A 24,923-nucleotide genomic window follows, 5' to 3' on the forward strand; every position below is an offset into this window, starting at 1 on the left:
AATCCAAATATGAATATAAAATTTCATATAAAAAATTAAAAACTATGATAAAATACAATCAATTGATTGTATTTTATCATTATCCTAGTAAATATCAATCGTTTAATTTTACTATACTGGTAACATAATAGTAAGATTTATTTCCATCAACTTTACGAGAAGTCATAAAAAATCCTTTTGAAGAATGATTCCAGTAAGCATGCCCTATTGCTTCAGGAAATATTTTTATCTTTTCATCTGTATTTAAATCGTAAACATATACACTGTCTGCACTTGTTGTCTTTCCATCAAAATAATATACAGCTTTGCTCTTATTTGGTGATTCTGTCACTGATAAATAAGGTTTACCTTCCTCTATTATCTTAACTTCCTCACCATTCACATTTATCTTCCATAAAATCGCATTTCCACTTTTATTCCATTCTATTTTAGTCCTCTTTGAATTGTCAGAAGTCCATTTCTTAAGTCCTTCTACACCTACCTTGTATGTTTTTTCATCCATATCATAGGTAAATTCTTTGACATTTCCACTCTCTAAAGTAAGTTTATGTTCTTTTAGAAACATTGATTTAATACCATTATGCTCCTTCTTATGGTTATAATCTGACTCAATTAATTTTCTTCTTTCCCCTTCTACTACTTCATTCCTATAATAAGTGTCTAAATAATCGTCAAAACTAAAGGAAGTAAAATCACTTAATTTATCTATTAATTCTTTTGGTAAGGATATCTCTTCAACATTACCTTTTACATCACAACGATAAACCTTCATACCTGATGCGACAATTACTTGATTGTTTTCTAGATTACTAAACGCTGTCGCCTTTTCTACTAGTTTCGTTGTAGACCTTGACTCTAAATCTAATACATAATAATCATATACATTTGCCTCTAAATCACCATTTAGCAATACACTATAAAAAACATATCTCTCGTCCTCAGATATATCTCCTATCCCTATCCATTCTTTTTCATTAGCTGTTGCCAATTCTTGAAAGCTCTTATCCTCTGGATTATAAATACAAAGTTTAGCTTTAGGTTTACTTGCATCATCACTAAAAATAAATTGATCTTTTACTCCTAAAATTTCTCCTCCATTTAACCACTCAACACCTTCGAAAGATTTAACATTATCCATAGATTTAATGGCTAATTGACTGTCTATTTCAAATTTTTGATTATCTAATACAACTACTGTATTATCCTCTCCACTAGTACTATATACCAATACCCCGCCCATTAGTATGGCAGCAGCTACTGACATTAATAATATTTTTTTAGTATTCTTCATATTACCTCTCCTCCAATTTCATTTATTAACATCAGTATATATCCTCATTTTATCTAAACAATAACCAATATGTTTCTAATCTGTAAACATTAATAAATTTATTTATACTTTAATAAAACAATCCCCTAGATTGTTAATCTAAGGGGATTATAATGCTTAGTATTTTTTAATATTTTGAGAAATTTATTTTTTAACCCTATTATTTTATCGGCATTATATATAGATAAAATTAATCTCTCTATAATGGTGGGGATTATTTTTTATATTATTAAATTGATTTTACCAAACTGGAATTGATGAACCTTTAGAATCCTCTTCAATAATTTCCTTTGTAGCATCTGTTTGATAAAGCTCTACAATACGCCTATATATTTCATTATCTTTATCCTCTGTACGAACAGCTATAACATTGACATAAGGATTTTCTCCTTCTTTAGCCTCTTCTAATACTATTGCATCCTGTGAAGGTATAAATCCTGCATCACTGGCTACCCCTGAGTTTATTATAGCTATGGGAACCTCCTCCAATGAAGCTGGAATATTAGTAGCAGCAAGTTCTAAGATGTTAAAGTTTCTAGGGTTTTCAATATCCTTAATTGTAGGTGTAGCTCCTGCAGCAGGATCTACTGTAATTAAACCATTTGCTTGAAGTAATATTAATGCTCTTCCACCATTGGTAACATCATCAGGAATTACTATTGTATTTCCATCTTCTAATTCTCCAATACTTTGAATCTGTCTAGAATAAATGCCAAGTGGTGCAAGTACTGTTTCTCCAATCACGGATATTTCATAGCCATGCTGCTCAATTTCTTTATTAAGATAGCTATGATGCTGAAAAGCATTCATTTCTATTTCACCTGAATCCAAGGCTGCATTAGGAAGAGGATAGGAATCAAAGAAAACAAGTTGAATATCAATATTCTCCTTTGCTGCTTCTTCCTTAACATGGTTCCAAACCTTGGAATCACTGCCTGTCAATCCTACTCTTACAACAGTTGCTCCCTCGCCACTGTCTGCTGGTATATTATTTCCGCTACTGCAACCTACTAATAATATAGATAAAATTAAAGCCACAATCAATTTTTTCATTTAATTTCTCTCCTTTAATGTGATGTTTTTTTAATAATAATGTTACCTATAAATTGAATTATTGTAACAAAAATTAGAATAACAATAACTGAAACATAAGTAATATCCTGATAGAATCTGTTATGACCATATCTGATTACAAAGGAGCCAAGTCCGCCTCCCCCTACTGCACCACCCATGGCTGTTAAACCTAATAAACTAATGGTAGTAATAGTAGTTGATCGTGCCAATGCAGGAATACTCTCCTTAAGATAAACCCTAAAAATAATTCCAATTGGAGAAATCCCCATGGACTGAGCTGCCTCAATCAAACCATGATCAATATCCGAAAGTGCCATGTCTACCTGCCTAACAAAGAATGGGGTACATCCAACTATAAGAGGGAAAATCGTTCCCTTTACCCCAATAAATGTTCCTACAATAAGCTTTGTCAATGGAATTAAGGCAGTAATTAGTATGACAAATGGAATAGATCTAAATAAATTAACCAGTCCGTCAATAATTCGATGAACAAATGGATTTTCAAGTATATTCCCCTTTCTGGTAACTACTAAGAGAGTTCCTAAGAATAGTCCTACTAGGAAAGAATATATTCCAGATAAGAAAAGCATCTGCAGGGTTTCACCAATACTTTTAATAAATTCACCCCAATAATCAAGTAAGTTGGGAGTATAATTAGTCATTAAATCAAGCATGTTTAATCACCTCTACTCTAATTTGTTTGTCATTTAAATACTGTATTACATCTTTCTCCACCTGTTCTGATATGGTTATAAGAACGATTATGGAGCCAATGACTGTATCTGAGATAACCTCCACATTTGCAAAGATAATACTTGGACTTATATTATATTTCTTAGAAATATGAGAGATAATCGGCTCTTTAGTTTTTGAACCATAAAAGTCAAGTCGCCAGATTCTTTGCCCTGGATCTAGCTGAACAATATCCGACTTTTCCTGAATCAATTCATCAATGCGAGACAGATTAGATGTGCTGCTGATAAAATCCTTTGTAATCTGTGCTTGAGGATTGGAGAAAATTGAAATTACATCATTTAGTTCTACAACATTGCCATCTTCCATTACCGCAACTCGATGGCATATTTCCTTTATGACACTCATTTCATGTGTAATAATTACAATTGTAATACCTAGCTTTCGATTTACATCCTTAAGTAATTTTAAAATTGACTTGGTAGTTTGAGGATCCAAAGCTGAAGTTGCCTCATCACAGAGCAAAATACTAGGATCAGTTGCCAAGGCCCTAGCTATGGCGACCCTTTGTTTTTGTCCTCCTGAGAGTTGTGATGGATAAGCATTTGCTTTATCTGATATTCCTACTAAGTCTAACAAGGATAATACCTTTTCTTTGATTTTTTCTTTGCTGATTCCTCTATATTTTAAAGGAAATGCTACATTTTCAAATACTGTTCTAGATGAAAGTAAATTAAATTGCTGAAATATCATCCCTATTTTTTGACGATGCAACCTAAGTTCTTTTTCCTTTAGATGAAGAAGGTCAACACCATTGATCAGTACCTGACCTTTCGTAGGTCTTTCTAGAAGATTAAGACATCTAACTAAAGTACTTTTACCTGCTCCGCTGTATCCTATTACTCCGAATATCTCCCCTTCATTGATGGTTAAATTAACATCCTTCACCGCATATACAGAGGTATTATCTGATGTAAAAGTTTTTGAAACATCTATTAATTGAATCATTTAATCCCTCCTAATTGCTTTGATTTTTTAGATCTTCTGCATGCTGCTCCTTAATCCTTTGGAGTAGTTCAGGATCCAAAATAATATCTAATGCTGTGTGAGCAAGAACCTTTGCTCCTAATCCTATAGAACTTAAACCTAATTCACTCTTTGATGCTTCTTTAAATTCTATACTGTGTCCTGCAATATATTTATTTGCAATCTTGATACTTGGTTGAATTGTTGGAATCACTTGACTTATATTTCCAACATCTGATGAACCGCTTCCTTTTTCAGTTTTATCCCTTGATATAAACTCTCCATATTTATTTAAATGTTTCTCATAAACTTCATCAAATAAAGGGGTTGGTACAATATTATCTACACTATTTTGAAATAAACCAATTTTATATTTCGCTCCAGTTTGAAGTGCTGCTCCTTTTACTATGTTTTCAAACTTGGCATATAGATCTGTCAAAATAGGTCTGGATTTTGCTCTAAGATAAAATCTTGCACTGGCATAATCGGGAACAACATTTGCTGCTTTACCACCATCAGTGATTACTCCATGAATCCTTATGTCATCTGTTAGATGTTGTCTTAGTGCGTTGCTTGCATTGTAAACCTGTATGATAGCATCTAAGGCGTTAATTCCCTTTTCTGGTGCTCCTGCAGCATGGGAGGATTTTCCAAAGAATTCTACATCCACTGGATCATTAGCCAAAGAGGGTGCAGTTAATCCATGTTCATATCCTGGGTGAACTCCTAGGGCAATATCCACATCATCAAAGAACCCTTTCTTTACAAAGCTTCCTTTTGCACTTCCATTTTCTCCTCCTTCTTCTCCAGGAGTTCCATAGACTCTAACTTCTCCACCAACTTCATCGATTATTGCCTTAAGTCCTACTGCTGCCAATGAAGAAGTGGCACCAAATAAGTTATGTCCACAAGCATGACCTATTCCAGGAAGTGCATCATATTCTGCATAAAATACTATGGTAGGACCTGGTTTACTGCTTTTATATCTTGCATCAAATCCTGTACGGTGTCCTGCGACATCTAGTTTTACATTAAAACCTTCCTTAGTTAGTTGCTCAGATAATATTTTACTTGCAAAGAATTCATAGTTGCTTACCTCAGGATTATCATGAATCTGCAATGCTATATCCTTATAAATTTCTACTTTTTCTTCAACTACCTCATCAATTAAATTTCTAATACTTGACATACTATCTCCCCCTTTAAAATAAAAACCTACTTCCTTAAAAAATAAGAAAGTAGGTTAAATAACAAATAACACTTTCTTATATTTCAAACCTTTTGGTTTGCAGGATTTAGCACCTCGAATATTTATATTCAGGTTGCCGTGCTTCATCGGGCCAGTCCCTCCACATCTCTTTATAAGAATGACTATTAAGTTTTAGATTGAATCTATATTTCTTTGATTCTAAGCATATCCATATGTAGGCATTTAAAAGGCCTACCTTCTAAGATAAGAAAGCAGGCGTCAAATAACCGTTTCATTTCTTATCTCTCAAACCTATGGTTTGCAGGATTTAGCACCTCGAACATAATATTCAGGTTGCTGTGCTTCATCGGGCCAGTCCCTCCACATCTCTTTATAAGATTCTATAAATATTAATTTCTTATAACTATAATACTAATTCTAGCATTTGTCAACTACTTTTTATTTTAATTTTAATTATTAATCCTTTATTAATTATAGATTCATTACAAAGACACTGAAACTCCCATGGCTAAAGCCTATGGGGTTCTTAGGTACTGTATAAATTTCTTTAATACTCTCATCGTATCTAATACGACTACAACATATTAAAACTATCTATATTCCCTAAGACTTTCACTAACTATGTTCACTCCATTGAGTCACATTAACGTTAGTATAAGGCTCGTTTCAAAACCTATTTTTACCTTTATATTCCCATGCTACTTATTAATTTATTGTTGCTACTTTTAATTCTTATAATTTCTTTATCATGCAATATTTTAAAATCATCAAATGTTTTAATACATAAATCTCTATCAATTTCTTTTAAATTATCTTTAACATTCATTATTAAAAATGCTGAATATAAATCTCTCTGTATCTTATAGTCCTCAAAATTATTCCATCTTTTGCTTAGGCTTTTCTTAATATATTCATCTTCTATATGGTTGTATTGACTTGCTTTTACTGACCATGTATCTATCTTATATAATTGTGTGTTATTGAATTTTAGTTTGTTATCCAATATAGCTAAGAACATTGCTGGTGCTTTGTTCGCTAGTGATTTTCCAAATCTTTTCTTTTTATTGATTCTGCCAGTCTTTTCATTGATTGTAGTTTCTTTTGCTCTAACTTGTAAGCCTCTATAATTCATATCTTCAACTAATATAATGTCTCCTAAATCTAAAATATAATTTGCTAACTTTTGATGGCTCTGTCTTCTTATATCTGCTTGTTTCCGTTGTATCTCTCTCAATTTGTTTTTATTTTTAATATATCTATTAGACTCTATCCATTTATCTCTGTTACCACGTTTAATAGTTCCATCTTTGTTGTATTTATTAGGATTATTAGAACGTCTTTGCCTATCTAATTTTCTTAATAATATTCTTTTCTCTTGTTCAATATTGTCTATTTCTGGTGCTAATTCTAATAGCTTTACATCGTATCTACTTGATATTGCTATGGTTTGAGTACCTATATCTAGACCAACTCTACCCTTGCCTATGGTATTCTTAATTTCACCAGTTTCTTTATTTATTTTGATTGGTGGAACTCCCTCTAATATAAGCTGTACATAATATTTATACTTTCCTTTTATAAATTTTCTTAATACTCTACAATATTTAATCTTATTTTCTAAAGCTATCTGAGCATATTCGTCATTCTTTTTTATGATTACTGGAATATCTAACTTATTCCATATTAGTGTATTATCTATAAATCTTATTCCAGTTTTATTACTCTTGCCTTCTAGACTATTTAATTCATTATACTTTTTGAAATATACCTTTCTAGCTTGATGGAACATATATTTTTCAAATGCTCTAAATACTCTAGTTGCTATCTTTTGAGCAGTGAAGCTATCTATATTATCTTTGAAATGGTGTTGTATTGGTTTAACATATGTATGAAGTGAATATTCTGTCAAACCATGCTCTTTATTTAGCTTATTAAATTCCTTATTTCTCTCTTTCCCTTTAGGCATATTTACTACTTTTTTATACTCTTTTCTTTCAATCATGTTATTATATCTTTTATATAATTCACCTAAACAAGCATTATATATCTGTCTACCAATATTAAATCTTTTATCTAATATATCTTCTTGCCATTTTTCAGTTTTAAGTTCTAATGTTAAAGTAAAGTTTGACATTTGTTCACCTCCTAATATCTAGTTTTTTGATTTTCCACGTATTTCTTAATAGTTTCACTCGATACGTTTCCAGCAGTTGATACAAAATAACTTCTAGTCCATAAACTAGGCATTTTACTCAATTCCTCAAATTCTTCACGAATTAGCTTACTACTCACTCCTTTTATTTTATTCATTATATCTGATGGACTAAGTGTTGGCAGACAATTCAAGAATATATGTGCATGATCTCTATCGCATTCTATTGCTATGATTTCTATTTCTAACTCATCACATATGTCTTTTACCACTTCTTTAAATCTTGTCTCAACATTTGGAATATCAAATATCTTTCTTCTATATCTTGGACAGAATATAAAATGATAATTAATTAATGATACTGTTGTTTTAGTTTTTCTATATTTATTCTCCATATGTATATAATGTCATATTATGTGTATGTTGTCAACTGATATATACACATAATTAATTTTGTTTGTTTAGTGTGTTATGCTGGGCTATCCATCCCACACCTGAAGGAATGGGCTTTCCGCCCTTCTATGTAATTTAATCTATGAGGAAAGGATATTATGATTAAATTCCATACTTCTCCATCTTTTTATACAATAAACTTCTATGTATCCCTAATTCTTCCGCTGTATCTTGCCGATTGTAATTATTTTTCTTTAAAGTCTCTCTAATGACAGATGCTTCATAATTATCCACTAATCTTTTTAATCGTTTATCCTTCGAATCTCCTATAGCCTTTTCATTATGAAGAGACACCATTTTTGATGGTAAATCCTCCAATCGGATCAACATATTATCACTTGAGGCATAGGCACTTTTAATAACATTTTCCAACTCTCTAATATTTCCTGGCCAATCATAATTTTGTAAACAAACCAATGCATCATCATCAATAGTTGTAAAAGTTTTATATTCATTGTTGAGTTCGTTCAAAAAATAATTGATAAATAGAACAATGTCTTCCCTCCGACTTCTCAATGGAATAATATGTATATTGATAACATTAAGTCTATAATATAAATCCTCCCTAAATTCGCCATTCCTAACCATTTCTTGTAAGTTTTTTCTTGTAGCTGCAATAACCCTTAAATCTATGGGTATAGGCTTATTTGCTCCTATCTTTTCAACTTCCTTTTCCTGAAGAACCCTTAAAATTTTTGACTGCATTCCCAGAGGCATATCCCCAATTTCATCAAGAAAAATTGTTCCTCCATTTGATAACTCAAATTTCCCTTGTTTCCCACCTTTTTTTGCACCAGTAAAAGCCCCCTCCTCGTATCCAAATAATTCTGATTCCAAGAGTTCACTGGGAATAGCCGCGCAATTAATACTAACCATAGGTCTATCACTCCTATTACACTTCTTATGAATAGATTGAGCAAAAACTTCCTTCCCAGTTCCTGTCTCCCCTGTAATTAAAATAGGAAAATCTGTTTTCGAACATTTCATAGCTGTCTTTTTCAATTCTAAAAATTTTTTATTCTTCCCAATCATTCCATCAAATGTATACTTACTGGATTCCCCTTTATTATATTCCTCCTTATAGAATTGAAGTTCAGAATACTCATTCATTAATCTTTTTGCACAATCCAATGTTTGTAATCTAAATTTTACCTGTGCAACGCCTCCAATTATATTATCATTATCATCCAATACATGAGAGCGACTAACAAGCAAAAGATTATTACCTTCTTCTTTAGTATCTCCTTCTACAAACTTATGGATCACACCTTCTTCCCCATACCTTCGATTTACAATATCTAGCATTTTTGTATTTGTAATTAATTTTGAAATATTTACGCCAATAGCATCTTTTTTTGTGGTTCCTAAAAAATCACAATATTGATCATTTATATTTGTGATGATTCCTTCTTTGTCTATAACGATAAATCCATCATCTGTCATCTTTAATATTTCATCAAATATATATTTATATCTCTCTAATTCTTTTTCCATAAATATTCCTCCAAATAAAACTACTAATTTAAGAGATCCTTACATCTTTTGCCGTTTCTTATGTTAATTATATCACAAAGCAAATCTTTATAATTTATATTTTTTTCTCAATATGTACTTTTATTATAAAATAGGACCTATATTCCCTAAGATATAATATTTCACTAGAAAATAAATATCCATAGGGAAATGAGGTCCTTTTTAAAAATTATCTAAATAAAGATCCACTAACTATAAGCTTTTGAATTTCATTAGTTCCTTCATAAATTTGAGTGATTTTTGCATCTCTCATCATACGCTCTACATGGTAATCTTTCATATAGCCATTTCCACCTAGCATTTGAACTGCTTCAATAGTCACTTCCATAGCTGCATTTGTGCAAGCATACTTTGCTTTTGCTGCTGGAATAGTATATGGTTTTCCAAGATCTTTATCACAAGCTGCTTTAAATAGAAGATATCTTGCTTGTTCAATTTTAATTTCTAATTCAGCCATTTTAAAAGCAAGGTATTGATTTTTATATAATGGTTTTCCAAATTGTTCTCTTTCCATTAAGTATTTTCTTGCTATTTCAAAAGCTGCCTCAGCTATACCAAGACCTTGAGCTGCAACTCCCATTCTTCCGCCATCTAATGCACTCATTGCAAGCATAAATCCTTTTCCTTCTTCAAAGATTAAGTTTTCTGCCGGAACTCTTACGTCTTCAAAAAATACATCTGAAACTTTTACTGTACGAATTCCCATTTTGTTTTCCACTTTACCAATAGTTACTCCAGGATAACTCTTTTCAACAATAAATCCTGAAAGGCCCTTTGTTTTTAACTCAAGATTTGTACTAGCTACTACAAAGAAATAATCTGCTAAAGGTCCATTTGTTGTAAAGCATTTTGATCCATTAATGATATAATAATCTCCATCTTTTACTGCAACTGTTCTTACTCCACTTGCATCTGATCCAGCATTAGGTTCAGTTAATCCAAAACCTCCTAAGGATTTTCCGGATAATATAGGCGGTAAATATTTTTTCTTTTGTTCTTCTGTCCCAAAATTATAAATAGGTCCACAAAATAATGATGTACATACAGAATATGAAATTCCCATAGATGCTTCAACCTTAGAAATCTCTTTTACTGCTAAAACATATTCCATATATCCTGCTCCTGATCCACCATATTCAGTTGAATAAGGCAATCCTATAAATCCTAATTCACCTAATTTCCTATAAGCTTCCATAGGGTAAACACTGGTTTCATCTCGTTCTAAAATATCAGGTGCCAAGTATTGCTCTGCAAATTCTCTTGATTTCTTTTCAATCATCATTTGTTGTTCATTTAACTCAAAGTTCATAATATCCCTCCTAATAGATTATTTTTTAGTAAGATACTTATTGAAATGCCAATCTTATAAATTTAAAGAATTTTTCTCCTTTAAAGATTCTAGCAAAGCCGGTATTACTTCAAAAAGATCTCCTACAATACCATAGTCACAGATTTTAAAAATAGGTGCATTTGCATCTTTGTTGATTGCCAATATATATTTTGAATCTTGCATTCCTGCTTGATGTTGTATAGCTCCTGAGATTCCACATGCTATATATAGATCTGGTCGAACAGTAGTACCAGTTTGTCCAACTTGGTGTGAACTATCAATCCATCCTGCATCTACTGCAGCCCTTGAAGATCCTATTTCTCCATCTAGTGCTGTAGCTAATTCTTGGATTAAATTAAATCCAGATGGATCTTTTAGTCCCCTACCTCCAGATACTATTACTTTTGCATCTATAAGGTTTACCTTTTTATCTCCTGCAGGAAATGTTTGTATTAGTTTAGTTCTTATCATTTCTTTAGTTAAGTTTGGAACTACAGTTTCCACCTCACCTTTCTTTTCTTCATTGTAGTGGGCTTTGCCCATAACTCCTGGACGTACTGTAGACATTTGTGGTCTATTCTTTGGGCATACAATAGTGGCCATTAGATTTCCACCAAATGCTGGTCTAGTTTGAAGTATCTTTCCATCTTCTTCATCTATATCTAACTTTGTACAGTCAGCTACTAGTCCTGTTCCTATTCTTCCTGCTATTCTCGGTCCAATATCTCTTCCTATTGAAGTTGCTCCAACTAGAACGATTTCTGGTTTCCTATCAAGAATTAAATCAGATATACTTCTTGAATAACCTTCTGTTGAAAAATCCTTTAAAAGTTCATGCTCAAGATAAAGAACTTTATCTACTCCATAATGTAACATTTTTTCAGCTGTTTCTCTTATTTGATATCCTGGAATAATTACGTATAGATTTTTATTAATTTTATCTGCTAACTTTCTTCCTTCTCCTATTAACTCCACTGTTACTGGATGAATATTTCCATCTATTTGCTCTCCAATTATCCATATATCTTTATATTCTTTGACATCTATTCCTCGATTAACTTTTGCTCTACTCATTTCTTCAATTTCCTCCTTTATATCAAATTTAATTCAGATAGTTTATTTACTAAAATGTCAGTTTTTTCTTTAGTACTGGAGGCTTCTATTATTTCTGATGTATTACTCTTTACTGGTACAAATGATTTAGCTACATTAGTCGGAGACCCTTTTAAGCCTATTTGACTTAAGTCTACATCTAAATCATCTACTCCCCATACTTGTATTTTACTATCTGAATCTTCAGCATAGGACTGAAGAATTCCTTGAATAGTTGGATATCTTGGATTGTTCAATTCTTTAATAGCCGTAAGAAGAACGGGTATTTCACTTTCTATAATGAAGTCTCCGTATTCAGTAAATCTTTTTACTTCTACTTTATTTTCTTTTACCTTTAATTCTTTTACATAAGTAATTTGAGGAAGATTTAAGAATTCTGCTATTTCTGGCCCTACTTGTGCAGTATCTCCATCTATTGCTTGTCTTCCGCAGAAAACAATATCATAATTTCCCACCTTTTCTATAGCTGCCGCTATAATAGTAGCAGTAGCCCATGTATCTGAACCTCCAAATGCTCTATCACTAATTAATATTGCATTGTCTGCCCCCATGGATAAAGCTTCTTTAAGAGCATCCTTTGCTTGTGATGGCCCCATACTTATAACAATAACTTCTGCATTATGTTTATCTTTTAATACTAAGGCTTCTTCCAATGCATTTTTATCGTCTGGATTAATAATACTTGGAACTCCATCTCTTATTAGAGTCCCTGTTTCTTGATTAATTCTCACTTCATTTGTATCAGGAACTTGTTTTAGGCATACGATTACTTTCATTTTTTCCTCCTAACTGAGTACAGCTCTTGAAATAACTACTTTGTGTATTTCAGATGTACCCTCATATATTTCTGTTATTTTTGAATCTCTTACCATTCTTTCTAATGGATAGTCTTTCATATATCCATAACCCCCATGAATTTGAAGAGCTAAATTTGTTACGAATCTTGAAGTTTCTGATGCATTTAATTTTGCCATGGCAGCTTCCTTTGTATGAGGTTTCCCAGCTACCTTTAAGGATGCTGCTCTATAAGTCATCCATTTAGCACATTCAGTTTTAGTTGCCATTTCTGCTATATACCATTGAAGACCTTGTAAAGCCGTAAGTGGTTTCCCGAATTGAACTCTTTCTTTCATATATTTAACAGTTTCTTCTATGGCCCCTTCCGCTATTCCAAAGGCTTGAGCTGCGACTCCAATCCTAGCTCCATCTAAGGCTATCATAGCCATTTTAAATCCTTGTCCTTCTTTTCCTATTAAATTCTCTTTTGGTACTCTACAATTATCAAATATCAATTCCACAGTTTCGGATGCTCTAATTCCCATTTTATCCTCTATTTTTCCTATTGAGAAACCTGGGGTTCCTTTTGGGACAACAAATGCTGATAACCCTTTGAGTCCTTTACTTGGATCTGTTAAGGCAAACACTATTATAAAATCTGCTTGCCCACCTCCCGTAATGAAACATTTTGTTCCATTAATTACATATTCATCTCCATCTAAAATAGCCTTTGTTGTAACTGATCCCGCATCTGAACCTGCATTTGGTTCTGTTAAGGCAAATGCCGCCTTTTTACCTCCATTTGCCACTAAAGGTAAATAGCGTTGTTTCTGTTCCTCTGTTCCAAATTGTAGTACAACTTGTCCAAATATTGAATGAATGGATAAGATTGCAGCAGTAGCTGCACATTTTTTGGCAATTTCTGAAACTACAATAACTTTAGTTATATCATTTCCTGCTGATCCTCCATATTCCAAAGGAATACCGATTCCCGTAAATCCACATTTCACCATCTTATCAAAGGTTTCCAATGGGAATCTACTTTCTCTATCTATTTCTTCTGCTAAATGCGCCACTTCTTTCTCTGCAAACTCTTTAGCAACTTTTTGTATCATTTCCTCATCTGCTGAAAACTTTAAGTCCATATTTATTTCCTCCTTATACTTGATCTAAAATAAATATACTTATCATAGTTATGATAGATTTATATCTACTTTTTAAATAAATTTATATTTTAGAAAGAAATTCCCATTGGTTTATCAATAAAAATTCTTTGATCCATTAATTTTACTTCATCGGAAATCAATGGTTTGAATTCCATATAAGCCAGAATATCTTTCTCAATATCAATTCCTGGAGCTACTTCCGTTAGCATAATTCCATCTTTTGTTAGCTTAAATACTGCTCTTTCAGTAATATAAAGAATTTCTTGACCTGTTTCAGAAGCGTATTCAGCTGAAAAAGTAACTTGCTCTATCTCATTTCTAAATTTAATTTCTCTTCCTTCATTTACAATAACTAATTTACCTTCTTCAACTGAAGTTTTTAATCCTCCAGCAGTAAATGTTCCAGTGAAACATACCTTCTTAGAATTTTGAGAAATGTTGATAAATCCACCAGGTCCAACAACTCTGCCCCCAAATTTAGATACATTTACATTTCCTTTTGCATCAATTTCAGCAGCACCTAAGAATGTAAGATCAATTCCACCACCATCATATACATCAAATATATCTGGTTGCTTGTAGATAGATTCTGGATTTACAGTTGCACCAATTCCAATACCTCCAACAGGAACTCCTCCTAGCACACCAGATTCTATGGAAAGAGTAATATCCTTGGATAATCCTTCCTCTGAGGCAACTGCTGCAACTGCATCAGGAATTCCAATTCCTAAATTGATTAAACAATTTTTTTTAAGCTCTAACGCCCCTCTTCTACCACAAATCTTTCTATGATTCAACTCCATTACTTCAATGCTATCTAAAGGAATTTTACATTCACCAGATAATTCAGGTCTATAATCCTCAGATACCCAAACTTGCAGATTATTTTCTTTCCTTCCAACAACTATATAATCAACCATAAAACCATGTACCTTTACATCCTTCGCTTTTAGAGTTCCTGCTTCTACTACTTGTTCTACCTGTGCAATAACTATGCCACCTGAATTTCTTGTAGCATTTGCCATTTCAAATTGGTCTGAAAATACTGCTTCTTTTTCTAAAGAAATATTTCCTGAAGTATCTCCTATGGATCCCTTAATAAAACAAATATCTATTGGGAATGATTTATATAATAAATAATCCTTTCCTTCAACATTCACTAAAGATACTACTTCATCACCAGAGTCAATTGCTGATTGGTTAGCTTTGCATCCTTCAATCCTAGGATCCGCATAAGTTTTTAATCCAATATGTGTCAATACTCCTGGTTTTTTACCTGCAATAGCTCTTAATAAATGAGATGTAACTCCTTGAGGAATCATATATGCTGAAATCTTATTTTCAACTACTAGTTTATTTAATGCAGGTTCTAATCCAATATGAGCACATATTAATTTTTTAGATAACCCCTCTGCTCCTAGATGATTTGCTCCTCTAGTTTTTCCGTCCCCTACAGCTGCACAGTGGAATAGTGTTAAATCTTTTGGAGATTGTTCCTTTTCATATCTTTCTTTTAATGAAATCAATAATTCTTCTGGAACTCCACATCCTACAAATCCACCGATTCCTAATGTCATATTATCTTTTACTAATGATGCAGCATATTCTGCTGAAACTACCTTGCTCATTTGTCATCCTCCTCGATAATCTATTATTTTATAATTTGCCTTATCTATTTAGATATAAATAATAGATCTTTTATTTATGGTAAATTTGGAAACATCGTAAACAATATTACTGCCACAACAGAACCTATTATAGGAGTAATAACTGTCAACCAGAAAATAGGTTTATATGCATCCTTGTGACTTTCATTACATAGACCATTAGTTACAGTTACAATATAGCCATTATGTGGTAAAGAGTCTAAGGCTGCTGAAGAAATACTCATAGTTCTGTGTAAAGCAGCCGCCGCTGCACCTTTTGCTATATATACAGGTCCTAGAAGTGGTGATGCTATTCCTAGTCCACCAGATGCAGAGCCACATATACCCGCAATTACGGTAGTACCTAATGCTGCACTAGCATAGTAAGGTCCCGGCATATTTACCATAGCATCTACAATGACAGGAAAAGCTAAAGTTGATTGAACAACAGCTCCAAATCCAACTACTGCACAAGTATTTGCGATTGATGAAACTGATGTTTTACAAGCTTCTCCTAAATGATATATAATCTTTGAATTATCTTGATACTTATTAAGTAAAACTATAACTAAAATAGAACCCAAGAATACTCCTGCTTCTAATGGCAATAATGGATTTCCATCGACTTTTATATTAATCATAAGTATAGTTAAAATTAGTGGCAGCAAAGCTAGCATGCCATTTGGATATTTGTCATCATCTTTAAAAATATCTGATTCCTTTGCTACAAAGGTTTCTCCATTTTCTTTTGCCTTATTAACCATTCTCATTAACAGAACGCAACCAATTAATAAAATCACACCAGAAGTAATAAATCCTACCACAGATCCAGCCATTAAATCTGTTCCTAAAGCAGCAGCTGGAACTGCATTTTGAATTTGAGGTGCTCCTGGTGCTACCATCGCAAAAGTAGAGCAACCAAATGTCAAAGCGGCTGGAATGAATCTTCTCGGATAATTTGATTCTTTAAATACTTCTAAAGCTATTGGAAACACTGCAAAACTTGCAACAAATACACTTACTCCACCATAAGAAATAATACCACATGCTAAAGGAATAGAAATCAGCGCCATCTTTGTACCAAGCTTATCAACAATCATCTTAGCAATGGCCTTTGCCCCATTGGTTACTTCCATAACTTTTCCCATAATCGTCCCCGTTAAAAATATTAGAAAGTTATTTTGAAAGAATTTTACAAAGCCTGCCATGTAATCCCCTTTTAACGATTCATATATGTTAATATTTCCTGTTATAGCAACTATTGCAGAACATAAAATTGCTACAATAAAAATATTAACTCCTCTCATGATAAGAATTGTCATCAAAACTAAAGCAAAACCAATCCCTATCATGCTAATTAATACAGAAATATCCATTTAAATCACCTCTGTTTTAAATTCGCATTTCTCATGATTTTTAATGTACCATTTTTGAAACTCACGTCTCATATTTGAAACATAACCTTAGATATCTTTATTTAACTATCATAATAGAATATATATCTAAGAAATAACTTCTTTCTTGTCGAAAATGTTTCAAATTTGATGCATTCTATCTATTCTTAAATTCTGGAATTCTCTTTTCTAAAAGTGCTTTCATTCCCTCATCTTTATCTTCTGAGCCAAATGTAATAGCCGCTAAATCTTTTTCCAATTCTAATGCATTATTCAAATCTAAATCTAATCCCTTATTGATCGCTACCTTTGTGCAACCAACAGCCATAGGAGCCATTGTTAAAATTTCATTCATCATAGTTATTGCTTCATCAATTAAGTTTTCATTTTCTACAACTTTATTTACTAACCCAATAGCAAAAGCTTCATCCGCTTTAATCTGTCTACCTGTAAAAATCAACTCTTTAGCTTTTCCTGCACCTATTAACCTAGGTAGTCTTTGTGTGCCGCCAAAACACGGAATAACTCCTAACTTTACTTCAGGTTGTCCAAATACTGCCTTCTCTGCTGCTATTCTTAAATCACAACTCATTGCTAATTCGCATCCTCCACCTAGGGCATAGCCATTTATAGCTGCAATAACGGGCTTTTCAAGAGCCTCAATCTTATTAAAGATAGTTTGAGCGAAATTAGCATAATTCCTGCCTTCCAAGCTCTTGTAATCCTTCATTTGAACAATATCAGCACCAGCTACAAAACCTTTTCCCTCTCCAGTAATAATTACACCTTTTACAAAATCCTTAATAGCAAAAACTTCAAACAAGTCATTTAGTTCTCCTAATGTATCACTGTTTAAAGCATTCAATGCTTTTGGCCTATTCATCCTTACAATTGCAATTCCATTATCCAGCTCAAGTTTAATATTCTTTAAATTCTTGGAAATATCAAATAATTTATCTGTGTTCATTTTGGTCCCCCTTACTTTTTAATATATTCAACCATAATATCTAGAATTTATAGTCTCGTTACTTAATTAACTAGCAAGAACCTTGCCAAGTATTTAACAAGCTGATAAAAATAATCTATATTTTGCTGATAAATTATAGATTTATTAGAAATATAAGAATTTTAATTAATTAGATATAGTCTAACAACACCCTTTCCTATCTGGTAATTTCATCTAAAAAGAAAGTATGTTGTATTTTAATTTTGAAATTAACATTCTAATAAAAAAATTAAAGATAATTATTATATATCTAATATTAAATATTTAATGAATTCTATTGTTTTGGATAGTAGTTAATCATTTAACGTACATTAGAGTTAAAAAAGAGGCAAAGTCTATCGATCATAAGTTGACCGAAGGCTTCACCTCTTTGTGTTTCTATATTTAATTTTATAAAAACAAAAGCACCAATATTTTTACATCCTCATAATCTCCACCAAAGAGTTTCCCCTTGATGATACTTCTCAAACCATATCCAATCTCAACTTCCCTATTGCTATTAGGTACATCTTTAAAATCTGCAGAACCAACAACTTTCCGATCACTTTTACGAATTAAAAACCAAAAACTATGCCACACAAAATTTTTAGGGTCTTTTTGCGTTGTTATAAGCTGCCCTCTTACAATTTCCAGAAAAATTCCCTCCATAGGTTCTGCCCTATAAGTCACATTTAATTCTTTTTCTAGGGAAGAAATATCTTCAATCCACGACTTTAACTGAGACAGATTCAATGGTATAAGTTCCAAACGCTCTGTTTCTATTTTCATTTTACACATCACAAAATATAAATTAACTCATATTTTTCATATGCTATTTTACACTATCATATCTTCGTATTTTTGTCCAAGCCACCATAATTCCTCTCCCCAAAGATATTGTACACTACGAAAACCTCATTATCCACATCAAAATTATTAATTAAATCAAAACTAAAATATAGTTATATTTTTTGCTTTATGATTAATTCTGGTACGATTATTCATTGTAGATAAATTATACCAAAAAACAGGTCTTAGAGTTACTGCTCCTTGTCCCGCTTTCCTTTTATAAGTTATTTTAAAACATCCACATCCTTCTATAAATCATTACATCCAATTACTTAAATTGTAAGTTATTTACTTGCTTTTTTAGAAACTGGTATCCAAATTCCACTTTTATAGTCAACTGATTCAATATCTCCCTTTGCATACCATTCTATATTAACACCCATACCTATTTCATAATCAGGGCTTCCTGGAAGCCACTCATTAAATATTTTTGTATTCACAGATTGCAATGCCCCTGGCATAGGTCCTTTACAAGCAAACTTTGCCCATTCCATATCTGGAAACTCAAATACAGTCATTCCATTGGGTACATTTTCACCATTATAAGTACCTGCAATCAGGTAACAGAACTTCCCTTCCTTCCCAGTATTATCAATACAAATCCCATATTCACCTATATGACAATCCTGAATTACTTGCTGAATCTCTCCTTCAAGTTTTCCCGTACAGTACTTTTCACGAAACTCATCCCAAAATTTGGGGATCTCCTTATAGGCATTATCAAAAGAAAATTCTTTTTTGAAGCCAATTACCTTGAATCCCTGCATTTTCTCTACTACATAATCCATGTCATTTCCTCCTTGAATAATTATTTTTATCTTTAGAGGTAGAAACACGTTCATCCTGATTATATCTTTTTTCAGTTGCATAGGAGAACATCCATGAAATCTACTGAAAGCTTTAGTAAAACTCTCTGGAGTATCATATCCATACTTATAGGCAATTTCAATAGTCTTCTCTTTATCTACAATAATATCTAATGCTGCAAGATATAATCTCCGACACCTGATATATTCCCCGATAGAATAACCAGTCATGAACTTAAACCCTTTCTGAAGATAGAAAGATGATATATGAACTTCATTTGCCACATCTTCTGCACTAATATGATCCAGTAAATGATCTTCAATATATCCGATTGCGCTTCTTATGCTTTCTGTCCACTCCATTGTTTCACCTCCATATGCATCGTATCATTTGTAATAAAATTAATCCTGTCATATTCTGCACAAAACTGTCCGTCTTTTTCAATATACTCTCTAAAATAATATACAAGGTTTTAACACAGCATTTGCGTATCATGGAAGAATATGGTCTTGTTCACAGAGAAGTTTATCCCCAAGTTCCACCAAAAGTGGAGTATTCTCTTACAGAGTTAGGACAAAGTTTAAAGTCAATTCATGATGCAATGTGAACATGGGGCGAGGAATATAAAAAGAAAATAGCTATGAATAACAAATATAATTTAAAATAATTATTTAAAAGTTCACATACAGTAGAAGATTTGATCCTAGGAAATATTTACACTATCTCATCAGCGATATTTCATGTAAATTATCGTATTTAATATAAAAAATATGATATTGATTTGTTACTGATTTACCATCAACATGGAGTCTCTACCTAGGCTAAGAGTGTAATAATACCACCCGAGACTGATGCTCCATTATGGATAGATAAATTTAATTATATTTTCATTTGCATTGTCTATTTATATTATCTCTCCTCAATTTCAATATTAATGCAGAAATCGCAATCAATAGTATAATTGTTATGATAAGCCCACCTTCAGGACCAAAGTCCCCTCCTGTAAGTAATTTGGATCCTATTTGTTGCGTTTGAAAAATCTTTTCACCATTATTAGTAAAACCACTGACAGGAAGCCCATAGATATTTCCAAGAGCAAAATTCCAAGCAAAATGCAGTCCACAAACCCCCCATATATTTCCGCTGAGAATAGCATAACTTGCGAAAAATATACCTGATAATGTCAGATTTATGAAAGATAAAATTGTTACTCCAGAACTAAATAAATGAAGACTACCAAATATAATCGCCGTAATAGAAATTGCCATAACAGGCGTGCAGTTTTTTTCCAGACTCGGAATTAACCATCCCCTTATTGCAATCTCCTCCGAAGCACTTTGTACAATCCATCCTATTGCAATAATACAAAGATTTATTATTACATAATTAAAATCTAACTGAGAAGATTTTAATTTTATTGATCCAGTTAAAATCAGAATTAAGGCAACCATTGTTATGGTACATAAGCCAACTAAAAATCCAATGATATATAGTTTAAAAGGGCTACCGGTTTGAAAACCAATAGATTTTATAGAACGTTTTTCTACAAACTTCACCCATGAAAAGAAAATTGTTATTTGCGTTCCACAAACAATTAATTTTCTTAATGAAAGTACAATAGTTTCACTAACATTACCAATATATCCAGAGTTTAAAACTACCTGTACAAGCAATCTCCCTAATCCAAGCCCAATCAACCACAATAAAAAATAAACTACAATTGTTAATAGAATATTCAACTTAACTTTCCTTGTTTTTGATTGTAGAAACAATTCACTTCTTTTTAATAACTGATTTATATCTTTCATATGCTCTCCCAAAACAGTATATTTTTAGGAACTATTGGTACATAAAGGTCTGCAGTGAGTTCTCCCTGATTAAATATGATCAAAGTTCATTGGTTCCCTTATAAAATATAGCAATTTATTGTTTCGTACTTCAGATGGATTTCTGCCATAAACTTTCTCAAAGGCTCTGCTGAAAGCTTCCCTTGATTCGTATCCATATTTTATACCTATGTCCACAATAGGGATGTTCGTATATACTAATTCCTTTGTCGCTTCCGTCATCCTTCTTTTCCTTATATAGTCTTTAAGTGAATCCCCTACTGCATTTTTGAAAATACGATGGAAATGATAAAGAGAGTATCCCGCTTCCTTTGCGACAGAAGATAAATCAATATCGTAATATAAATGGCTTTCTATATAATTTATTGCTTTTTCTAAAGAATATATATAAGACATATTCATTCATCACCTTATTCCAGACTATTTATAACTTCACTTAAATCATCGGGTACTTTTATTTTATCATTAGTTTGAACATATTTGTATAAGGCCTCAAAATTATTATCTACGTTTAACCCAAGTATGGATAGTTCATCCATAACTTTATAATCTCTTTCTGTCCATTCTTCTATTGGAAGGGTCTTGTACCCTTTCCACATATCCCAAGGCTGCATGGGCATCTTTAGTAATGAATTAACATCAATGATTAGATTACATCTTAAATAATCATCTCCCCACCATTTAAAAATTCCGAATAACTCAGGATTAAGCCTTCCTTCTCTACACAATAACCAAGCTCTTGGTTCTGTTATAAAATAATTCTCACTTACATCCAAAGGATCGAAAGGCAATTGAAGTGCTCTTTGCTGAAGAACATCTAATTGTGCATCTACCATTACCCACTTTTTCTTCTCTCCATTCCAGTATTCAAGTACCCAGTGATCGATATACTTATCTTTTACAAGATAGCTTGCAAAACCTCGCCTTGCTCTAGCAAGTATACCAGCTTCACGGAAAAGGGCTGCAGCAACTACGGAAAAGTCACGGCATATAGATATCATTTTATTTCTATTTATTCTCTGCTGAGATACATGAGTAAAACCTAGCTTATTTAAGAAAATAAGTTTATCCTCAAAGCTTCGTATGAATGGTTCCTTCTTTCTTTCATCTCAGAGTTCTAATCCATAAGCTCCACTCCAATGCTGATGTAATAGGATATTTTGTACATATGTAACAATAATTTTAATATCCTTTGGTATATCTGTAACCATATGTTTCATTGTTTTAATTTCTGTCATAATATCATGCTCTTGATAAAATTTAAGAGTATCTTTCATTACAGTCTTCACTTCAATCATCAATTAAATACCAAATTTCTTTCTCTATATTAATATAATTATAATGTGCCAGCCAATGATAATGAGTGATATTTTGTGCGGTTTTAATTAGTACTTCTATATCATAAATACTAATGAAACAAAAAATGCACCCTAATATCTTATTGACATTTTAATGTCTATAATTTTAGAGTGCATCTTTAAATCATAATTTACTAAAATTTAATTTTAATTGTCTAAGATTTCAAAATCTCCTATTCCTTCTCCATTATTATATTTAAACTCTAATTTAATTTTTAAATCTTTATAGCCTTCTGATTTTATAATAATTATATTATCACCTATTTTGAATGTATTGTCCTTTTTATCTCCATCTCTCAAAGATAAATAGTCCATTGTTGTAAACCATACTCTATTGTCCTAACTGAATGATGGATCCCCAGTTACCCCACACTCTACCTCATTTACTATTACCTTATTTATAGATTTTAAATAGTCATTATCTCTTATATGAAATGATTAATTAACAAAAATATATTTAAAAAACAAATCAATCTCTTAAATTTTTTCTAAAAATAGAATAAAATTAATCTCTCATGATGCAAAAAATCCCCTTATGATTTAGTAGTTTTTACAAAAACTAAACCTAAAGAGGTTTTAATTATAAATTGCAACAATAATAACAAACTATTTTTTCATAAATTAATAAATGGAATTGACGATACATTTTCATTATAAGTTAACTAACTATTCCGCCGTAAAATTAACTTCCCAATTACCTTTAATTTCTATAGGAGCTTCAGCTTTTTTATGTCCATAAAAAGATTCTATCATTAATATATACTTATTACCTGAACTTAATTCTTCTTTATTAATAATCAAGTTAGCTTTAAACTTTTTGTTACTTGAATCTTGGCTTTCTATTTCTGTTAATAAGTTATCCTTATCTTCAATTTCAAAGCTGTAATCTTCTTTTGAAATCGCTTCTATTTGAATTTTTTTATGATTAATTTCACTACCTGAACTATCAATAATTTTAAATTTACCTATAGTTAAAGCTTCAATAACATTAAATGGGGCTTCATTTATATCTTTAAAAGTAACTTCTATTTGTAATAATACCTTATTTGATTCTACAATGAGATTTGATGTACTAATATCAACTTCTTCTGTAGCTTGTTCATACTCAATACCCGTTATAGCACCATTCCAATTAGTAATATCTTTGAAAAATCCTTTTATAGAATTTGCTAAAGTAGGATTATTTACTACTATTAAACTAATTGATAGTATAAATACAGCTGCTACTCCTGCTACCTTCTTTATATGTTTATTCATTTTATTTCCTTTTTTAATTTCTAAACTCGCCTTTTGTATTCCCATCTTACTTATTTTATGTAACTCTTTCGGAATCTCAATGTTATCTAATTCTCGTTTAATTATCTTTTTCATAAAATTTAACCTCCTTTGCTTTTTTTCTAAGCTTATCTAATGCTCGATATAAAATAGATTTTCCAGTCCCTAACGGAACTTCTAATATCTCTGATATTTCTTTAAAGGTATACTCATAATAATATTTTAGGATAACAATACTTTTTTCATCTTCATTTAATGTATCCATAAGTTCATCTAATGTTAATTTAAGAGGAATATCTTCGTCATATAACTCCATATATTCTACATAATCTAGATTTAATTGAACTATATTTTTATTTTTTCTTATATGATCAATAGCACAATTGATTGCAATCTTAGTTAACCAAGTTTTAAAGTACTCTGTATTCTTTAAGGAACTCAAGTTTTTGAACGAACGATATGCAGTTTCTTGAATTACGTCCAAAGCATCTTCTTTATTCTTTACATATAAAAAAGCAATGCGATATAGTTCTTCTTCATATGTTTGAAAAAGCTTCAAAAATGCTTTCTCATTACCCATTTGAGCTTTTTTCACTAACATATCCATATTAATCACCTTCCTTTCTTTATCTTTAGGTTTACAATTATTAGACGGCAATAGCCTTAATTTGGCTTAATATTTAACAAAATAAAAAATAAAGAGTAAAATAATATACTCCCCTTATAGTAGACAGTTAAAATACTAAAGATTGTTTACTACAAAGAGGAGTATATAACCCTAAACTTAGGATCTTTATTTTCTATATTTAATTTCAGTTTCAAATAAAATAAATGCATCAAGATTTTTATAGCAATATCTCAATGCATTTGTAGTAGTTTTAATTTTTATCTATAATATTTGAACT

At 31.6% G+C, this 24,923-nt stretch carries 25 protein-coding genes and 2 riboswitches; of the genes, 1 reads left to right on the forward strand and 24 read right to left on the reverse strand.

The window, feature by feature from the left end; translation table 11 throughout:
* Window positions 1-94: 94 nt before the first annotated feature.
* The 17 genes from ABWP20_RS09210 to ABWP20_RS09290 form a co-directional block, all read right to left on the reverse strand.
* On the reverse strand, window positions 95-1,291 hold the full coding sequence (locus tag ABWP20_RS09210) for a hypothetical protein (RefSeq protein ID WP_353095505.1): 1,197 nt from the start codon (window positions 1,289-1,291) through the stop codon (window positions 95-97).
* Window positions 1,292-1,570: 279 nt separating this feature from the next.
* Window positions 1,571-2,383, reverse strand: a complete 813-nt coding sequence (locus ABWP20_RS09215; protein ID WP_353095506.1) for a MetQ/NlpA family ABC transporter substrate-binding protein — start codon at window positions 2,381-2,383, stop codon at window positions 1,571-1,573.
* A gap of 14 nt (window positions 2,384-2,397) precedes the next feature.
* Entirely contained in the window at window positions 2,398-3,078 is a 681-nt protein-coding gene (locus tag ABWP20_RS09220) for a methionine ABC transporter permease (RefSeq protein ID WP_353095507.1), read from the reverse strand.
* Window positions 3,071-4,105, reverse strand: a complete 1,035-nt coding sequence (locus ABWP20_RS09225) for a methionine ABC transporter ATP-binding protein (protein WP_353095508.1) — start codon at window positions 4,103-4,105, stop codon at window positions 3,071-3,073. Before ABWP20_RS09225 ends, ABWP20_RS09220 begins: the two co-directional genes overlap by 8 nt.
* 10 nt (window positions 4,106-4,115) lie before the next feature.
* A complete protein-coding gene (locus ABWP20_RS09230; protein ID WP_353095509.1) occupies window positions 4,116-5,312 on the reverse strand; it encodes a M20 family metallopeptidase in 1,197 nt (398 codons plus the stop codon).
* A 73-nt stretch (window positions 5,313-5,385) separates the two neighbouring features.
* Window positions 5,386-5,491, reverse strand: a riboswitch (SAM riboswitch).
* 117 nt (window positions 5,492-5,608) lie between these two features.
* Window positions 5,609-5,712: riboswitch (SAM riboswitch) on the reverse strand.
* Window positions 5,713-6,018: 306 nt separating this feature from the next.
* On the reverse strand, window positions 6,019-7,467 hold the full coding sequence (locus ABWP20_RS09235; RefSeq protein ID WP_353095510.1) for a transposase: 1,449 nt from the start codon (window positions 7,465-7,467) through the stop codon (window positions 6,019-6,021).
* A gap of 11 nt (window positions 7,468-7,478) precedes the next feature.
* On the reverse strand, window positions 7,479-7,880 hold the full coding sequence (gene tnpA, locus ABWP20_RS09240; RefSeq protein ID WP_353095511.1) for an IS200/IS605 family transposase: 402 nt from the start codon (window positions 7,878-7,880) through the stop codon (window positions 7,479-7,481).
* 160 nt (window positions 7,881-8,040) lie between these two features.
* Entirely contained in the window at window positions 8,041-9,432 is a 1,392-nt protein-coding gene (locus ABWP20_RS09245; RefSeq protein ID WP_353095512.1) for a sigma-54 interaction domain-containing protein, read from the reverse strand.
* 208 nt (window positions 9,433-9,640) lie between these two features.
* Window positions 9,641-10,780 carry an acyl-CoA dehydrogenase family protein gene (locus ABWP20_RS09250; RefSeq protein ID WP_353095513.1) on the reverse strand — a complete coding sequence of 380 codons (1,140 nt, stop codon included), beginning with the start codon at window positions 10,778-10,780 and terminating at the stop codon, window positions 9,641-9,643.
* A 54-nt stretch (window positions 10,781-10,834) separates the two neighbouring features.
* Complete coding sequence (locus ABWP20_RS09255) at window positions 10,835-11,875, reverse strand: electron transfer flavoprotein subunit alpha/FixB family protein (RefSeq protein WP_353095514.1); 1,041 nt, start codon at window positions 11,873-11,875, stop codon at window positions 10,835-10,837.
* Between the two features lie 17 nt (window positions 11,876-11,892).
* Window positions 11,893-12,690 carry an electron transfer flavoprotein subunit beta/FixA family protein gene (locus ABWP20_RS09260; protein WP_353095515.1) on the reverse strand — a complete coding sequence of 266 codons (798 nt, stop codon included), beginning with the start codon at window positions 12,688-12,690 and terminating at the stop codon, window positions 11,893-11,895.
* A gap of 9 nt (window positions 12,691-12,699) precedes the next feature.
* On the reverse strand, window positions 12,700-13,836 hold the full coding sequence (gene acrC, locus ABWP20_RS09265) for an acryloyl-CoA reductase (protein ID WP_353095516.1): 1,137 nt from the start codon (window positions 13,834-13,836) through the stop codon (window positions 12,700-12,702).
* A gap of 89 nt (window positions 13,837-13,925) precedes the next feature.
* Window positions 13,926-15,485, reverse strand: coding sequence for an acyl CoA:acetate/3-ketoacid CoA transferase (locus tag ABWP20_RS09270; protein ID WP_353095517.1), 1,560 nt, complete (start codon window positions 15,483-15,485; stop codon window positions 13,926-13,928).
* A gap of 74 nt (window positions 15,486-15,559) precedes the next feature.
* Complete coding sequence (locus ABWP20_RS09275) at window positions 15,560-16,879, reverse strand: GntP family permease (RefSeq protein ID WP_353095518.1); 1,320 nt, start codon at window positions 16,877-16,879, stop codon at window positions 15,560-15,562.
* Window positions 16,880-17,054: 175 nt separating this feature from the next.
* Entirely contained in the window at window positions 17,055-17,864 is an 810-nt protein-coding gene (locus ABWP20_RS09280) for an enoyl-CoA hydratase-related protein (RefSeq protein WP_353095519.1), read from the reverse strand.
* Window positions 17,865-18,293: 429 nt separating this feature from the next.
* On the reverse strand, window positions 18,294-18,671 hold the full coding sequence (locus ABWP20_RS09285; protein WP_353095520.1) for a GNAT family N-acetyltransferase: 378 nt from the start codon (window positions 18,669-18,671) through the stop codon (window positions 18,294-18,296).
* A gap of 344 nt (window positions 18,672-19,015) precedes the next feature.
* Window positions 19,016-19,900: an AraC family transcriptional regulator gene (locus ABWP20_RS09290; RefSeq protein ID WP_353095521.1), complete on the reverse strand. Its 885-nt coding sequence runs from the start codon at window positions 19,898-19,900 to the stop codon at window positions 19,016-19,018.
* A gap of 14 nt (window positions 19,901-19,914) precedes the next feature.
* On the opposite strand from ABWP20_RS09290, the gene ABWP20_RS09295 reads away from it, so the two are divergent.
* Complete coding sequence (locus tag ABWP20_RS09295) at window positions 19,915-20,145, forward strand: winged helix-turn-helix transcriptional regulator (RefSeq protein ID WP_353095522.1); 231 nt, start codon at window positions 19,915-19,917, stop codon at window positions 20,143-20,145.
* A gap of 280 nt (window positions 20,146-20,425) precedes the next feature.
* Here ABWP20_RS09295 and ABWP20_RS09300 read toward each other — a convergent pair whose 3' ends face one another.
* The 7 genes from ABWP20_RS09300 to ABWP20_RS09330 form a co-directional block, all read right to left on the reverse strand.
* Window positions 20,426-21,346, reverse strand: coding sequence for a CPBP family intramembrane glutamic endopeptidase (locus ABWP20_RS09300; protein ID WP_353095523.1), 921 nt, complete (start codon window positions 21,344-21,346; stop codon window positions 20,426-20,428).
* Between the two features lie 69 nt (window positions 21,347-21,415).
* On the reverse strand, window positions 21,416-21,781 hold the full coding sequence (locus tag ABWP20_RS09305) for a helix-turn-helix transcriptional regulator (RefSeq protein WP_353095524.1): 366 nt from the start codon (window positions 21,779-21,781) through the stop codon (window positions 21,416-21,418).
* 14 nt (window positions 21,782-21,795) lie between these two features.
* Window positions 21,796-22,386: a transglutaminase domain-containing protein gene (locus ABWP20_RS09310; RefSeq protein WP_353095525.1), complete on the reverse strand. Its 591-nt coding sequence runs from the start codon at window positions 22,384-22,386 to the stop codon at window positions 21,796-21,798.
* Between the two features lie 108 nt (window positions 22,387-22,494).
* Window positions 22,495-22,683 carry a hypothetical protein gene (locus ABWP20_RS09315; protein ID WP_353095526.1) on the reverse strand — a complete coding sequence of 63 codons (189 nt, stop codon included), beginning with the start codon at window positions 22,681-22,683 and terminating at the stop codon, window positions 22,495-22,497.
* A 207-nt stretch (window positions 22,684-22,890) separates the two neighbouring features.
* Window positions 22,891-23,058 (reverse strand): hypothetical protein, encoded by a 168-nt coding sequence (locus ABWP20_RS09320; protein WP_353095527.1) that lies wholly within the window; start codon window positions 23,056-23,058, stop codon window positions 22,891-22,893.
* 351 nt (window positions 23,059-23,409) lie between these two features.
* The gene (locus ABWP20_RS09325) at window positions 23,410-24,114 is read right to left on the reverse strand and encodes a DUF4179 domain-containing protein (protein WP_353095528.1); all 705 of its coding nucleotides are present in this window, start codon (window positions 24,112-24,114) and stop codon (window positions 23,410-23,412) included.
* Window positions 24,098-24,625: a sigma-70 family RNA polymerase sigma factor gene (locus ABWP20_RS09330; RefSeq protein WP_353095529.1), complete on the reverse strand. Its 528-nt coding sequence runs from the start codon at window positions 24,623-24,625 to the stop codon at window positions 24,098-24,100. The genes ABWP20_RS09325 and ABWP20_RS09330 overlap by 17 nt, the downstream gene beginning before the upstream one ends.
* Window positions 24,626-24,923: the final 298 nt, after the last annotated feature.

The sequence above is a fragment of the Tissierella praeacuta genome, from assembly GCF_040396155.1.
Classification (GTDB): domain Bacteria; phylum Bacillota; class Clostridia; order Tissierellales; family Tissierellaceae; genus Tissierella; species Tissierella praeacuta_A.